The organism is Actinoplanes cyaneus, from assembly GCF_016862095.1.
GTDB lineage: Bacteria > Actinomycetota > Actinomycetes > Mycobacteriales > Micromonosporaceae > Actinoplanes > Actinoplanes cyaneus.
This window is the reverse complement of the sequence record NZ_BOMH01000016.1, coordinates 30,934-45,986: the sequence shown is the minus strand read 5'-3', so window position 1 is coordinate 45,986 and position 15,053 is coordinate 30,934. Positions and strand designations below refer to the sequence as shown.

At 71.0% G+C, this 15,053-nt stretch carries 10 protein-coding genes; 4 read left to right on the top strand and 6 right to left on the bottom strand.

Annotated elements, in window-relative coordinates:
• Positions 1–86: 86 nt before the first annotated feature.
• The 3 genes from Acy02nite_RS10090 to ppc all read left to right on the top strand — a co-directional run bounded on the left by Acy02nite_RS10090 (position 87) and on the right by ppc (position 5,850).
• Positions 87–1,877, top strand: coding sequence for a hydrogenase maturation protein (locus Acy02nite_RS10090; RefSeq protein ID WP_203739680.1), 1,791 nt, complete (start codon positions 87–89; stop codon positions 1,875–1,877).
• Positions 1,878–1,883: 6 nt separating this feature from the next.
• A complete protein-coding gene (locus Acy02nite_RS10085; protein WP_203739679.1) occupies positions 1,884–2,924 on the top strand; it encodes a glycoside hydrolase family 6 protein in 1,041 nt (346 codons plus the stop codon).
• 127 nt (positions 2,925–3,051) lie between these two features.
• Positions 3,052–5,850 carry a phosphoenolpyruvate carboxylase gene (gene ppc, locus Acy02nite_RS10080; protein WP_203739678.1) on the top strand — a complete coding sequence of 933 codons (2,799 nt, stop codon included), beginning with the start codon at positions 3,052–3,054 and terminating at the stop codon, positions 5,848–5,850.
• A 746-nt stretch (positions 5,851–6,596) separates the two neighbouring features.
• On the opposite strand, the gene Acy02nite_RS10075 is transcribed toward ppc, so the two are convergent.
• From Acy02nite_RS10075 to Acy02nite_RS10050, 6 genes are all read right to left on the bottom strand, one after another.
• Positions 6,597–8,318 (bottom strand): ATP-binding protein, encoded by a 1,722-nt coding sequence (locus tag Acy02nite_RS10075; RefSeq protein WP_203739677.1) that lies wholly within the window; start codon positions 8,316–8,318, stop codon positions 6,597–6,599.
• 277 nt (positions 8,319–8,595) lie between these two features.
• Positions 8,596–9,306 carry an ABC transporter permease gene (locus Acy02nite_RS10070; protein WP_203739676.1) on the bottom strand — a complete coding sequence of 237 codons (711 nt, stop codon included), beginning with the start codon at positions 9,304–9,306 and terminating at the stop codon, positions 8,596–8,598.
• Positions 9,306–10,268 carry an ABC transporter ATP-binding protein gene (locus Acy02nite_RS10065; protein WP_203739675.1) on the bottom strand — a complete coding sequence of 321 codons (963 nt, stop codon included), beginning with the start codon at positions 10,266–10,268 and terminating at the stop codon, positions 9,306–9,308. The genes Acy02nite_RS10070 and Acy02nite_RS10065 overlap by 1 nt, the downstream gene beginning before the upstream one ends.
• A complete protein-coding gene (locus tag Acy02nite_RS10060; RefSeq protein WP_203739674.1) occupies positions 10,265–11,125 on the bottom strand; it encodes an ABC transporter permease in 861 nt (286 codons plus the stop codon). The genes Acy02nite_RS10065 and Acy02nite_RS10060 overlap by 4 nt, the downstream gene beginning before the upstream one ends.
• On the bottom strand, positions 11,118–12,032 hold the full coding sequence (locus Acy02nite_RS10055; protein WP_203739673.1) for an ABC transporter ATP-binding protein: 915 nt from the start codon (positions 12,030–12,032) through the stop codon (positions 11,118–11,120). The genes Acy02nite_RS10060 and Acy02nite_RS10055 overlap by 8 nt, the downstream gene beginning before the upstream one ends.
• Before the next feature lie 142 nt (positions 12,033–12,174).
• The gene (locus tag Acy02nite_RS10050; protein ID WP_239174531.1) at positions 12,175–13,320 is read right to left on the bottom strand and encodes a glycosyl hydrolase; all 1,146 of its coding nucleotides are present in this window, start codon (positions 13,318–13,320) and stop codon (positions 12,175–12,177) included.
• A gap of 177 nt (positions 13,321–13,497) precedes the next feature.
• Between Acy02nite_RS10050 and cysC the strand changes: the two genes are divergently transcribed.
• A complete protein-coding gene (cysC, locus tag Acy02nite_RS10045) occupies positions 13,498–15,018 on the top strand; it encodes an adenylyl-sulfate kinase (protein WP_203739672.1) in 1,521 nt (506 codons plus the stop codon).
• Positions 15,019–15,053: the final 35 nt, after the last annotated feature.

Here is a 15,053-nt window from a genome sequence, read left to right as displayed (position 1 = left end):
CACGTGCGCTCCATCGCACAACATGTCCGACATGCGGGAGAAGCGGTATTGAAGAGTGCCCCCTGGAACAAGGGGGAGGCACCACCATGCGCATCTTGCTGCTCGTCAGCGCTTTCAACGGCTTGAGCCAGCGGGTCTGGTGCGCGCTGCGCGACGCCGGGCACGAGGTCGGGGTGCTGCTCGCGAGCGGCGAGCGGGAGATCGTGGACGGGGTGCGCGCCGCCGCGCCCGAGCTCATCCTCTGCCCGTACCTCAAGGATCGGGTTCCGGCCGTCGTCTGGCAGCGCTTCCGGACGGTGATCCTGCACCCCGGCCCGGTCGGCGACCGCGGGGCCTCCTCGCTGGACTGGGCGATCGCGGACGGCGCCCGGACCTGGGGCGTCACCGCCCTGCAGGCGGTCGAGGAGTTCGACGCCGGGCCGATCTGGGCCGGCCGCACGTTCGCGGTGCCGGCCACCGCCCCGCGCAAGTCGGCGCTCTACACCGGCCCGGTCTCGGACGCCGCGCTGGAATGCGCGCTGGAGGTGGTCACCAAGGCCGCCGACCCGTCGTTCACACCGGTGCCGGCGGAGAACGCGCCGGCCAGGGCACCCGGCGCCGGTCCGCGACCGCTGATGCGGCAGGCCGACCGGGCCTTCGACTGGGCCGAGCCGACCGGGACGATCATGCGGCGGATCCGGGCCGCCGACGGTTCGCCGGGGGTGCTCAGCGAGGTGGGCGGGCTCGCCGCGTACGTCTACGACGCGCACCCCGGCCCGGCCCGCACGGCGCGCCCCGGCACGCTGCTGGGTCGCCGCCAGGGCGCTGTCCTGGTCGCGACCGGCGACGGCAGCCTGTGGCTGGGACATCTGCGCCCCGCGGCCGCCGGCGGGATCAAGCTGCCGGCGACCAGCGCGCTCGGCGCCCGGCTGCACGGCGTACGCGACTCGCCCGTGCAGGCGTACGCGGAACCGGAGACGCCGGACGCGTACCGCCAGATCCGGTACCGGCGCGACGGCGCGATCGGCTGGCTGCACTTCGACTTCTACAACGGCGCGATGGCGCCCGGGCACTGCCGGCGGCTGCTGGCCGCGCTGCGGCACGCGATCGCCCAGGACACCCGGGTGCTGGTGCTGCGCGGCGGGACCGAGGCGTTCAGCAACGGCATCCACCTGAACGTGATCGAGGCGGCGCCGGACCCGGCCACCGCGGCGTGGGCCAACATCCGGGCGATCAACGCGGTCTGCCGCGAGATCGTGACGTGCACGCGGCAGGTGGTGGTCGCGGCGTACGCGGGCAGCGCCGGCGCCGGTGGCGTGATGCTCGGGCTGGGCGCCGACGTGGTCGCGGCCCGGGACGGGATCGTGCTGAACCCGTACTACGACATCGGCCTGTACGGCTCGGAGCTGCACACCTACACGCTGCCCCGGCGCGTCGGCGCGGACCGCGCCCAGCGCCTGATCGCCGACAAGCTGCCGGTCAGCCCCGCGCAGGCGGTCCGGATGGGACTGATCGACGAGATCGGGCCGCGGCACCCGGAGGCGTACGCCCAGTGGCTGAACCTGCTCGCCGAGCGCCACAGCGACGCGCGGGCGGCGCGCAAGCGGCGGGCCGCGAAGGCGCGGCGACTCGCGGCCGAGCGGATCCCGCTGGACGTCTACGAGATCCGTGAGCTGGCCGAGATGAGCCAGGACATCTTCGCCGACCGGTCCGGTTTCGCCGCGGCCCGGGGCGCGTTCGTCAGGAAGACCCGGCCGGCCGCCACGCCCCGGCAACTGCTGCTGGCCGGCAACACCGGGCCGGTGCTCACCGCCCGCCAGCGCCCCGGCAACGCCGGCCCGGGCACCGAGCGACGGGCGCCGGTCACGGTCCGCCCCGCCGTGCCGGCGGTCGCCTGAGCTCCCATGGCCAGACATCTCTACACCGGCGACCGCCGGCGACGGTGGGCGCTGCTCGCCGCCGCGCTCACGATCACCGCCGCGATCCCGTTGCTGCTGCGCGATCACGGACCGGCGCCGGCCGTCCTGCAGGTCCCGGAGGCCGCGGGCCCGGAGAAGCCGGTGTTCTACGTCGATCCGCAGGGCACGGCCGCCGCCGCGGTCCGCGATCTGGACCGCCGGGGACGGCACGACGAGGCGGCGGTGCTGCGGCGGATCGCCGGGCAGCCGGTCGCGAGCTGGCTCACCGACTCCGGGGCGGCGACGCTGGACCGGGCGCGGAAACTGGTCGGCGACGCGGCGCGGGCCGGGCGGGTGCCGCTGCTCGTGCTCTACGACATCCCGCACCGGGACTGCTCGGGACGGTCGGCGGGTGGCGCGCGGGACGCCACGACGTACCGCAAATGGGTCCTTGACCTGGCTCTGATCCTGCGCGGACATCGCGCCGTGGTGATCCTGGAGCCGGACGCCGTCGCCCAGGCGGTCACCGGATGCCTGACGGCGGTGCGGGTCACGGAGCGTTATGAGCTGCTCGCCGCGGCGGTGGAGAGCCTGCGGGCGCTGCCCGGTGTCCGCGTCTACCTCGACGCCGGCAATCCGGCCTGGGTGCCGGCCACGGAGATCGCGCCGGCGCTGCGCCGGGCCGGAGCGCTGCGGGCCCACGGTCTCGCTCTCAACGTCGCGGGCTTCGAGACCACCGAAGACAATGTGGCGTACGGCGGTGAGCTGTCCCGCCTCCTCGGCGACGCCCACTTCGTGATCGACACGAGCCGCAACGGCAACGGGCCCGCGCGGCACGGCACGGGCAACCCCGATCCCGGGCGGGAGCAGTGGTGCAACCCGCCCGGCCGGCGGCTCGGCACGCCGCCCACGCTGCGGACCGGGAACCGGCTCGCCGACGCGTACCTCTGGATCAAACGGCCGGGCGAGTCCGACGGTGCCTGCGGTGCCGGCGCGCCACCTGCCGGTCGCTGGTATCCGGCGTACGCGCTGGCCTTGGCCGGGTGATGGTTTTCTTCCTGAACGACCGTGAGACTCTTGACTCAATTCACCCCCTCGACGGGGGACGCCGATACGATCGGCGAAGTCGGGACAGCGCCGTCCTGGAGCCATCCGAGGAGAAGGAGCGCCCCCGATGACTGAGCTGTCCGCCCATCTCGACGAGCCGGAGGGGCCCGACGCCGCGCTGCGTGCCGACATCCGCCGGATCAGCACGTTGCTGGGGCAGACCCTGGCCCGCCAGGAGGGCCGTCCGCTGCTCGACCTGGTCGAGGAGATCCGGCACCTGGTCCGCCAGGACGTGCAGGCCGCCGCCGAGCGGCTCGCCGCGATGGACATCACCACCGGCACCAAGCTGGCCCGGGCCTTCTCCACCTACTTCCACCTGGCGAACATCACCGAGCAGGTGCACCGCGCCCGGGACCTGCGCCGCCGCCGCGCCAAGGAGGGCGGCTGGCTCGACCAGGCCGCCAAGCGCATCGCCGAGGCCGGCGTCCCGGCCGACGAGATCGCCTCCGCCGCCCGCCGGCTCGCGGTCCGCCCGGTCTTCACCGCGCACCCGACCGAGGCCTCCCGCCGCTCGATCCTGTCGAAGCTGCGCCAGGTCGCCGACTCGCTGGACGCCGAGTCCGCCGCCGCGGTCCTCTACGGCGACAACGACACCACGGTCTCCACCAAGCGGTTCGCCGAGCTGATCGACCTGCTCTGGCAGACCGACGAGCTGCGGCTCGACCGGCCGGACCCGCTGGACGAGGCGCGCAACGCGGTCTACTACCTCAAGGACCTCTACGCCGAGGCCGCCCCGCAGGTGCTCGACGACCTCGCCGAGACGCTGCGCCGGCTGGGCGTGGAGACCGCGCCGACCTCCCGGCCGCTCACCTTCGGCTCGTGGATCGGCGGCGACCGCGACGGCAACCCGTTCGTCACCCCGGCCGTCACCCGCGACGTGCTGCTCATCCAGCACGAGCACGGCATCCAGGCCACCGAGAAGGTGATGGACAAGCTGATCGACGAGCTGTCCGTCTCCCGCCGGCTGCGCGGGGTGTCCCTCGACCTGTCCGCCAGCATCGCGCAGGACCTGGACAACCTGCCCGAGGTCCAGGAACGGTTCCGCCGGGTCAACGCCGAGGAGCCGTACCGGCTGAAGGTCCGCGCGATCAAGGCGAAGCTGGCCAACACCCGGGCCCGGCTGCGCAGCGGCACCCCGCACGTGTCCGGCCGCGACTACCTGGGCAGCGACGAGCTGATCGCCGACCTGGAGCTGATGCGCGCGTCGCTGGCCCGCAACTCCGGCCAGCTCTCCGCGATCGGCGTGGTCGCCACCGCGATCCGGCAGGCCTCCGCGTTCGGCCTGCAGCTGGCCACGCTCGACGTGCGCGAGCACGCCGAGAAGCACCACGAGGTGCTGGAGCAGATGTACGCCCAGGTCGGCGAGGTCGACGACTACGCCACCCTGGACCGGGCCGACCGCACCAAGCTGCTCGCCGCCGAGCTGACCGGCCGGCGGCCGCTGAGCAGCGCGGACACTCCGCTGACCGACTCGGCGCGCAAGACGTTCGACGTGTTCCACACGATCCGCGACGCGCAGGACAAGTTCGGCATGGACGTCGTCGAGTCGTACATCATCTCGATGACCCTCGGCGTCGACGACGTGCTCGCCGCGGCGGTGCTCGCCCGCGAGGCCGGGCTCGTCGACATCCAGACCGGGCGGGCCCGGGTCGGCATCGTGCCACTCCTGGAGACCCCGGCCGAGCTGGACGCCGGTGGTGACCTGCTCGACGAGATGCTGTCCCTGCCGGCCTACCGGGAGATCGTCCGCGCCCGCGGCGACCTGCAGGAGGTCATGCTCGGCTACTCGGACTCCAACAAGGAGGCCGGCATCACCACCAGCCAGTGGCGGATCCACAAGGCGCAGCGCTCGCTGCGTGACGTGGCCGCCCGGCACGGCGTGCGCCTGCGGCTGTTCCACGGCCGTGGCGGCACCGTCGGCCGTGGTGGTGGCCCGACCCACGAGGCGATCCTGGCCCAGCCGTACGGGACGCTCGACGGCGCGATCAAGGTGACCGAACAGGGCGAGGTCATCTCCGACAAGTACACGGTGCCCGCGCTGGCCCGGGAGAACCTGGAGCTGACCACGGCCGCGGTGCTGCAGGCGACCCTGCTGCACACCACGCTGTCGGTCGACCCGGTCCGGCTCGAGGTGTGGGACGCGACGATGGACACCGCGTCGGACGCGGCGTTCGCGCGCTACCGCGAGCTGGTGGAGAACCCGGACCTGCCCGCCTACTTCTGGGCGGCCACCCCGACCGAGCTGCTCGGCGCGCTCAACATCGGCTCCCGCCCGGCCAAGCGCCCCAACGCGGACGCCGGCCTCGGTGGCCTGCGCGCCATTCCGTGGGTGTTCGGCTGGACCCAGACCCGGCAGATCGTCCCCGGCTGGTTCGGGGTCGGCACCGGTCTCGCCGCGGCCCGCGAGTCCGGCGCCGGCGCGGTCCTCGACGAGATGCACGAGAACTGGCAGTTCTTCCGCACGTTCCTCTCCAACGTGGCGATGATGCTGGCCAAGACCGACCTGTCGATCGCCCGGCGCTACGTCGAGACGCTCGTCCCGGCCGAGCTGCACCCGATCTTCGCCACCATCGAGGCGGAGTACGAGCTGACCGTCCGTGAGGTCCTCGCCATCACCGGCGAGTCCCAGATCCTGTCCGCGCAGCCGGAGCTGTCCCGCACGCTGGGGGTCCGCGACACGTACCTGGAGCCGCTGCACCACCTGCAGGTCGCCCTGCTCCGCCAGTACCGCGACCTGGGTGAGGCCGGCCGCCAGATGCCGACCGCGCCGGGTGCGCGGCGCGGGCCTTCGGACTCGACCGCTCTGGAGCGAGCGCTCCTGACCACGGTCAACGGCATCGCCGCCGGCATGCGCAACACCGGCTGATCCAGCTCGGCGACAGAACGGCCCGGGCGCTCACCAGCGCCCGGGCCGTTTCACATCCGGTCCTCCGGGCTGTGTCGGCGGCATCCAGCCGGCCGCTGTACCACCAGGCGGCCGCTGTACTACCAGCCGCCTGCGGTACCACAGGCCAGCCGCGGGACCACAGGCCAGCTGCGGTATCACCGGGCCAAGGTCGGCGGAGGGCCGCGGTCGTCGAGCAGCGGGCTGGAGGCCGCACGGCCGTGGGGTGGCGGGTGTCCCAGCATGCGGCGGGCGCGTCCGACAGGTGGAACGGTCACGGCCCGGCTGGCGCTGAGGGTTGTTTGCCGGCCGGGATACGACCGCCAGCACCAGCTCGAGCCCGGCGGCTGGTGCTCACGGCTGGTTTCCGGCTCCAAAACAACCGTCAGCACCAGCCGGGCCCAGCGAGCCGGCCAGGCCGGGTGGCAGTGATGGCTGGGCCGGACCAACGCCTCCGCCGGACGAATCGCATACGGCTTCGCCACGGCTGGGGAACGGCCCGCGGTCCGGAAAGCGGACAGGCCCGCAGGCTCCGAGGATCGTGCGGGCCTGTCGAGGTGCGGCGGGTCAGCTGGTCTCGCCGGCCAGGCTGAACGAGCCGAGCCGGTTGATCGCGACAACCGTGCTGATCACGACGAAGGGGGCCGGGCAGGCGGCGAACCCAGCGGCGTGCCGGCGCCGTTCCGCACCCCACCGGTAAATCGCCCGAGCTCGATGCTCTGGTTCTTTCAACCCGGCTGGACCACGCTCCAGAGCGCGGTACGAGACCTCGGTTTGCCGAGAAGCGTGACAAGTTCTCTCTGCCGCAGACCCTGAAGAGCGTGCTGGACTTGATCCTTGCTCAACCCGGTGGCACGTTCGAGTGCCGCGCGGGAGGTCGGTTCGATCCGCAGTGCCGCCAGGACTTGATGCTCGTTGGGGCTCAGCCGTTCATGACTGGCGCCCGTCGGAGGCACCTCGGGCCGCACCACCTGATAGGTGGTCGAGCCTCGGGTTCCCGCCTGCTCGACCACGCCCGCATCCACCAGTTCCTTCAGCTCACGGGTCGCTGTTCGGCTGTCCCGTACGCCGGTCGACGTGCGGTAACTACTGTTGGTCAGGATTGCCCCGTTACGCATCAGGACCAGCGCAGTCATCTGCGATCGGGTCAACGGTGGCAGGTCGAGCGAGGTCAGCCAGGCAAGCGCGTCCTCGTCGAGGAGAGTGTGGTTGGGGAACTCGACGGTGAAGGACGAGATCTCGTCGGTGAATCGCGGCGGTTCCATGCCCGCCTCGCCCAGCGCGACCAGCATCCGCGCGATCCCGGTGCCCCGGTTCTCGCAGACCATCTGGCCGTCGCCGTACGGCGTGTCCTCAAGGATTTTGAGCAGCGACCGGTTGCGCGACGACGTAACAGTGCTCGTGCCGAGCGAGCCAACCTCGACCGGGCCGTAAAGACCGCCCGGATTCCGGATCACCAGCCGATCCGGGTACATCTCCACCTGGACCTGCATACCGCGTGCAGACTCCGAGTAGTCGCGATGCACGAGCGCGTTGACCAGCGCCTCGCGAAGCACCTCTTCCGGGTACTCCCACTCGTCCACCCGGAAGATCCCGGAGACGATGCTGCGGCGCCGCATGTTCCGCTTCAGGACCCGGATGCATTCGGCGACCATCAGCGGCACAGGGCCGTCGATCGAGCGGTTTTCGATGAACCGTTCACCGAACTTCCCCAGGACACCCGCTTCCGTCGCCGGGTATGCGACGACGGTCAGATCCAGCTGTGGCTCGAACGACTGCGGATAGAGCCCGAACACGAGAAGACCGGCGAGTGTCGGCACAAGCCGCTCACCGTCGCGCGTCAGCACGTTCAGCATCACCAGCGCACGATGGTCGTCGACGCGGCGGAAGATGTCGCCCTTGGTGTCCCGGATGCGCCGCAGAAAGGCCGCCAGCAGATCGGAATCAAGGTCGTCGACCGCTGCCGCCGGGACGGGCGCCACGTCGTACCTCGGCTCGCTGCGGTTAGCCAGCAGCACGGCGACCTCGTAGTCGGTCAACCTCCTGTCCCCGTCGGCGACACGAATACGTGAACCGGCGTGCGGCCCGATCGACCGCCGATGGCATGGCCGCTGATCGCGAGGTATCGGTGGGATTACACAGAGCACGACGGCCTTGCCCTCGAAGCGGATCGTGCTGATCTCTGCCCGCACCGGGGGCTCCAGTTCGGCACAGATCGCACCGACCTGTGCCTCCATCGCCGCCGGGTCGTCAACACCGGTGACCACGAATCCACTCTTCTCGTCGACTCCGAGAACGATGTCGCCGCCCGCGGCATTCGAGAAGGCGCTGATCGACTCCCACAAGGTCGCGGGAATCCCGCCCTTCGCCCTCTTCACCTCGCACGTGAAATGGTCTGCCCCGTGAGCACGCAGACCGGCCAGCAACTCGCTGAATGACCGCTCGTCCACATCAACCCCCGGGAACGTAACCCACTGCGCACCACACAGATCCTCATGTGTACCACACAGAGTCACATGCGTACCACACAGGCAGATCCGAGTACCACACAGGCCACGTTGACACCGCAACGGGCTCCGGCGGAACAAAGGAGCGATAGTGCCCGGGTAGCTAGCTCTGGACCTGCGCCTCCGACTCCGCCGGTGCGAGCCAGGATTCGGGTAAGTCCGGAAAGCGGACAGGCCCGCAGGATCCGAGGATCGTGCGGGCCTGTCGAGGTACGACGGGTCAGCTGGTCTCGCCGGCCAGGCTGAACGAGCCGAGCCGGTTGATCGCGACAACCGTGCTGACCACCACGAACAGCGCGCTCATCACCACCGCCGTCGTCACGCTCACCTGGCCGGTGAGCATGGTCGTCGGATGGATCTTGTCGGCGATCGTGATGACGTACTGCTCGATGGAGAGGACCCGGGTCCCGCTCACCCAGCGCCCGAGCAGCCCTTCCCAGATCAGGATGTAGACCAGCCCGAGCAGCACCGGGCGCCGGGTCAGGAGGCTGAGCAGGACGAACAGGGCGGTGTACGCGAACGAGCCGACGACCGCCGCGATCGCCAGCGCGCCGGCGAAGGCGGCCGATCCGGTGAGCAGGCCGACGACGTACAGCGGGATGCTCGTGGTGATGGCCGTGACGACCGCGGCGACCAGGTACTTGGCGAGGATGATGTCGCGGCGCGGCAGGGGTTTGGTGAGGATGTGCACGAGCGTGCCGTCGTCGATCTCGGAGCCGAGCACGCCGGTGCCGACGATCAGGGCGATCACCGGGAGCACCACGGCGAAGCCGAGCGCCTCGATGACGGGCTGGCCCCAGTTGGTGGGTTCCACGTCGAAGCTCTTGCAGAGCGCGGCGAGGCCGATCAGCAGCAGGGGCAGTGGGAGGAGCATGAGCGCCCGGCGCCGGCCGAAGAGGCCACGCGCCGTGATCATGGCGACGGTAGACATCAGGCCTCCAGCAGGTAGGAGAAGACGCTCTCCAGGGATTCGTCGGACGGCACCAGCTGGTGCAGCCGGATGCCCTGGTCGAGGGCGATGCGGGGCAGGACGCGGGTGAAGTCGCCGTAGTCCGACGCCCGTACCGTCATGCCGGTGGTCTCGATCTCGATGCCGCTCACCGATTTCTCGCCGATGAGCGCCACCGCGAGGCGACGGTCGTCGGAGCTGCGGACGGCGAACACGTGCGGCCGGGTCGTCATCAACCGGCGGATCTTGCGGTAGTCACCGGACGCGGCGAGGCGCCCCGCCACGATCACCTGGACCAGGCCGGCGACCTGCTCGACCTCTTCCAGGATGTGTGAGCTGAACAGAATGGTGTGCCCGTTGTCGCCGAGGCGGTGCAGCAGCTCCATCATGTGCATCCGCTGCCGCGGGTCCATGCCGTTGAACGGCTCGTCGAGCAGCAGCACCTTCGGCTCGTGGACGAGCGCGGCGGCCACCCGGGTGCGCTGCCGCATGCCCTTGGAGAAGGTGCCGATCCGCCGGTCCGCCGCGTCGGTCATCTCGACCAGTTCCAGCGCGCGGCGGGCGGCGCCGGCCGGGTCCTTGAGTTTCTGCATCTTCGCGCAGGCCAGCACGAACTGCTCGGCGGTGAGGAACGCGTGCACCGCCTCACGTTCGGTGACCAGGCCGAGGTCGCGGTAGACGGCCGGGTTGCGCCAGGCCGGCTTGCCGTGGATGGTGACCTCGCCCTTGGACGGGGCCAGGAATCCGGCCATCATGTGCAGGACCGTGGTCTTGCCGGCGCCGTTGGGGCCGAGCAGGCCGGTCACGCCGGCGTTCAGCGACATGGTGATGTCGTTGACCGCGACGACGTTGCCGTACCAGCGGGACACGTTCTGCAGGTCGATGACGCCGGCCGGGGTCTGCGCCGGGGCCGTGGTCGGGGTGGTTTCGACTGAGGTGGTCACAGCGCGGACACCTTCCGGTACCGGGCGAGCAGGAGCAGGAGGCAGGCGACGATCAGGCAGAACGCCTCGATGGCGTAGATCGGCCCGTACCGCCCGATGTCGAAGCCGATCGAACCGTCCAGCGCCCACGAGCCGACCCCGTTGATCAGGGTGATCGGGCTGGTCAGGCCGGCCAGGTGGTTGGCGGTGGTGGACGGCAGCTGGGCGAGCACGGCGACGACCGGGGTGGTCATCAGGAAGACCGCCACGATGCCACCGGCGGCGAACGCCTGCTTGCCGGTGAGCGACGCGATCAGCAGGCCGATGCTGGTGAACAGCAACGCCCACAGCAGGCTGTAGCCCCAGGCGGGGACCAGGTCCTGGATCTCGTGCCAGACGCCCTTGAAGCCGGTCTTGGTGGTGAACGCGGCGCCCAGGAACATGATGAACTGCGGGACGCCGAGCAGCAGCCAGACCGCGGTGACCATGGCGAGGAACTTGGCGGCCACGTAGTCGGCGGCGCGCAGCGGCCGGCTGAAGTAGAGCGGCAGCGTGTTGGAGCGCAGGTCCCGGGAGACCAGGGTCGGCGCCAGGATCGCCACGAAGAAGATGATCATCCAGCTCAGCTGGTCGTCGAGGTCGACGTAGCTGAAGGTGAACTCGCTGAACTGCGACTTGATCGCGGCGACGATCACCGCGACCAGCAGCGCGACCGAGGCGACCAGCCACGGGAAGATCTTGGCCTTGGCGGAGCGGCCCAGCCCGAACGCGGCGCGCAGGCCGTGCACGTAGAGCGCGCCGATCCCGGCGCCGCGGCCCAGGCGTGGCCCGGTGTACCGCTGATAGCCGATGTCATGGATGACGCCGGTCTCAGACATCGACGGTCTCCTTCGCGGTGAAGAGCTCGGCGACACGGTGCCGGCGCTGGTCCAGGCGGTGCAGGTGGAGTTCGAGCTCGGTCACGGCGCGCAGGATCCGGTCGTACGCGTCGTCGGAGTCCATCGGCACGAGCAGCATCCGATGGTCCCGGGTGACCGCGAGGCCCATCTCGGTGAGGCGGACGGCGAGCTCGTCGGCGCCGTCGCTGACCTCGACCGCGAGCACGTCGGACGCGGTGGTCATCGAGGAGATCCGGTCGGCGCGCAGCAGCCGGCCGCCCTGGATCGCGATCAGCGAGTCGCAGATCCGCTCGACCTCGCCGAGCAGGTGCGAGCAGACCACGACGGAGATGCCGAACTCGGCGCCGATCCGGTGGATCAGGGCGAGCATGGCGTCGCGGCCGGCCGGGTCGAGGCCGTTCGTTGGCTCGTCGAGCAGCAGCAGGTCGGGGTCGTGCACCAGGGCCTGGGCGAGCTTGACGCGCTGCTTCATGCCGGTCGAGTAGCCACCGATCTGCCGGTACCGCTCCTCGTAGAGGCCGACGTGCCGGAGCGTCTCCGAGGCACGCTCGCGGGCGGCGGTGCGTGGCAGGCCGCTGATCCGGCCGAGGTGGGTGACGAATTCGGCGGCCGACACGTCCGGCGGAAGGCAGTCGTTCTCAGGCATGTACCCGACCCGCGCCCTTACCTTGTCGGTCTCGGTGACCGGGTCGATGTCGAAGACCCGCACCGAGCCCGAGCTGGGGGCGATGAGGCCGAGCATGATCTTGATGAACGTGCTCTTGCCGGCGCCGTTCGCGCCGACAAGGCCGATGACGCCTGCTTCGACCTGCACGGTGAGATCGGAGAGGGCGGTCACCCCGCCCCCGTACGTCTTCGTGAGCGCCTGAGTAGCGATGATGTTCACGGCCTCAGCCTAGGAAGCCACCGCACGTCGCTGAATCCGGAAGGACCCTGAGGCCCTCTCAGGGTCCCTCAGCGTTCTCACAGCTTTGCGAAGAAGATCAAGAACGCTTTTCCCGTACGGCGGTGAGCCGCCCGTGCGCACCTCACCGCAACGTGACCTGGAAGACTGGGAGTTTCCCCAGGCGGCGGTACTCCCGCAGAGCCGCCGGCGTGCTGTCCACCGACGAGTCCTGCCCCTTCTGGTTGGCCGGCGTCTCGAAGTGCACCATCGCCTTGATCGCCGGGAAGTGCCCGATCTGCCTGCCCACCTCGCGGTAGAACGCGGCCATGTGCCCGGGGTTGCGTCTGCTGAACCACACGCCCCACTCCGCCACCATCAGGGGCTTGCGGGGGTGGTGTGCGCGCACCCAGTTGTAGAAGCCGGGCCAGCGCGGTTTCATCGCCGAGCGCCGGTTGAGCAGCTCGGCGAAGTCGCCGTGACCGTAACCGGGATCGCTGTAGGAGTACGTGTCGAAGCCGATCCAGTCGACCACGTCGTCGCCCGGGTACATGTCGCTGAACCAGCTCTTGGTGGTGTGCGGGACGTACGCCATGTGCACCAGCACGGTGACCAGGTTCCCCGCGCCGTGCGCCCGCAGCCGGTTCACCACGTGCCGGAACATCGCCGCGTAGTCGCGCGCCGTGTACCCCGACCCGCGTCGCTCGCGCACCTGGTCCTCGGCCTCGTGGTGGATCGCGAAGAAGAACGGCTCCCGGAAGTTGCGGTGGATGTGCCCGGCCAGCCGGTCCAGGAAGGCGTCGGTGCGCCGGTCACCACGGGCGATCCGGGCCCAGGAGGCGCTCTCCGGCTTCCAGTTGAGCAGCAGCACCCGCTTCTTCCCGGGCTGCCTGGCGATCGCCATCTCCTGCGGCGTCGGGAACAGCTGCCGGGTCCCGTGGTGGTACGCGTGATAGATCGCCTGGTGCCGCCCGGTCTTGCGCTCGAAGTCGGCGAGCGCCTCGAAGCCGTGGTCCTCGGTGCGCGCGCCGGGCGCCACGCCCCACAGGATGCCGCAGGTGGGGACGAGCTTGTAGCCGGTGACGCAGCGCCGGGCGCGCGGCGCGGCGGCCCGGGCGGCGACGACGCGGCCCAGCGCGGGCTCGGCGTCTCTCACCAGCGGGGCGGAGTCGGAGGTGATCGCGACAGGGGCGGTCCGGTCGGCGTCGCCGGTCCACGCCCAGGTCACGGTGGCCGCGACGGCCATCGTGAGGGCGGTGCCGAGCGCTGCGACATGGAAGATCTGTCTCACAATCGCCCTATATTAAGGGGATTGCCCGCAATTGTCCAAGAAAGCGCGGACCTCCTGGGGAGTCCGGCAAACGGACGATTTTCGGACCGGGACGGCAAGATCGCGAGCCCGCCTCGACCGACGGGAAGCGGGCTGCGAAACTGTCACCCAAGTCGGCCGGGGCAAGGGGATACAAAGGTGAGTGGCTCGGTTTTGCCGGAAGACGTCCTGCGGGACGCGCCGTCGTACGCCCCGCGCCCATTTGAGCTAGCAGATCTCGAGCTGTTGCTCTCCGGGGCCTATGCGCCGCTGACCGGGTTCCTGGCGCGCGGCGACCTGGTCGCGCTGGCCCGCACCGGCCGGCTCGCCAACGGCACGCCCTGGCCGGTCCCGGTCACCCTGGAGATCCCGCAGGAGCTGGCCGAGCGGCTGAACCCGGCCGACCCCGCCCGGCGGACCGTGGTGCTGACCGACCTGGAGGGCGCGCCCATCGCCGCCGTCGAGGCCCTCGACGTCTGGCGGGCCGGCGACAACCGGTACGGCGTCGGCGGCCCGGTGCGCAAGATGGGCGACGGCGGGCACGGCCCGTTCCAGCGTCTGCGGCGCACCCCGGAGGAGGTCCGGTCGCTGCTGCCGCCCGGCCGGGTCCTCGGCGTGATCGCCGACCGGCCGCTGCACCGGCCGCAGCTGGCACAGATCGCGCACGCCGCCCGCACGCTCGGGGCGCACCTGCTCATCCTGATCCCGATCAGCGGTCACGGGCCGGACGGGCTGCCCCCGGAAGCGCTGGTCCGGGCGGTCTTCGCGGCCCGCGACCGGATGCCCCCGGCCACCATCGTCGCGGTGCCGGTCTCCCCGCACGGCGACGAGATGCGGGACGCGCTGCTGCGCTCCCGGGTCGCCGCGTCGTACGGCGTCACCCACATCCTTTCCACCAGCGAGACCCTCTCCGGGGCGGGGCTGCGGGTGCTGGTGCCGCGGGAGCTCGCCTACGACAACCGGGACGGCCAGTGGCGCTGGCGCGACGACATCCCGCCGCGCAACCGCCGCTTGGCGATGCTCCCGGAGGAGATCGAGGACCTGCTGGACCGGGGTTTCCCGCTGCCCGAGTGGCACACCCCGCCGGCCGTGGCCAAGGAGCTGTCCCGGGTGCGGCCACCGCGCCGGCACCGCGGCCTGGTGGTCTTCTTCACCGGCCTGTCCGGCTCCGGCAAGTCGACGATCGCGCGGAACCTCGCCGACACGCTGCGGGAGACCGGCGAGCGGACCGTCACGCTGCTCGACGGTGACGTGGTGCGCCGCGAGCTGACCGCCGGGCTGGGCTTCAGCAAGGCGGACCGGGACCGCAACGTGCGCCGGATCGGCTGGGTCGCGGCCGAGGTGGGCCGGCATCGCGGCATGGCGGTGGCCTGCCCGATCGCGCCGTACGAGGCGGCTCGCTCCGCGGTGCGCCGGATGGCGGTGGAGGCCGGCGCCGGGTTCGTGCTGGTGCACGTGGCGACCCCGCTGGAGGTGTGCGAGGCGCGGGACCGCAAGGGCCTCTACGCCCGGGCGCGCGCGGGCCAGCTGCGCGGGATGACCGGTATCGACGACCCGTACGAGGAGCCGCTCGACGCGGAATTGACCCTCGACACCACCACGATGTCGGTGACCGAGGCCGTCGAGGCCGTCCTCGGTTACCTGGTCGAGAACGGCTGGGTGGAGCCCAAACTGGCGTAACCCATCACTCGCGGCGGGAGTGGGGCGTTGGACCC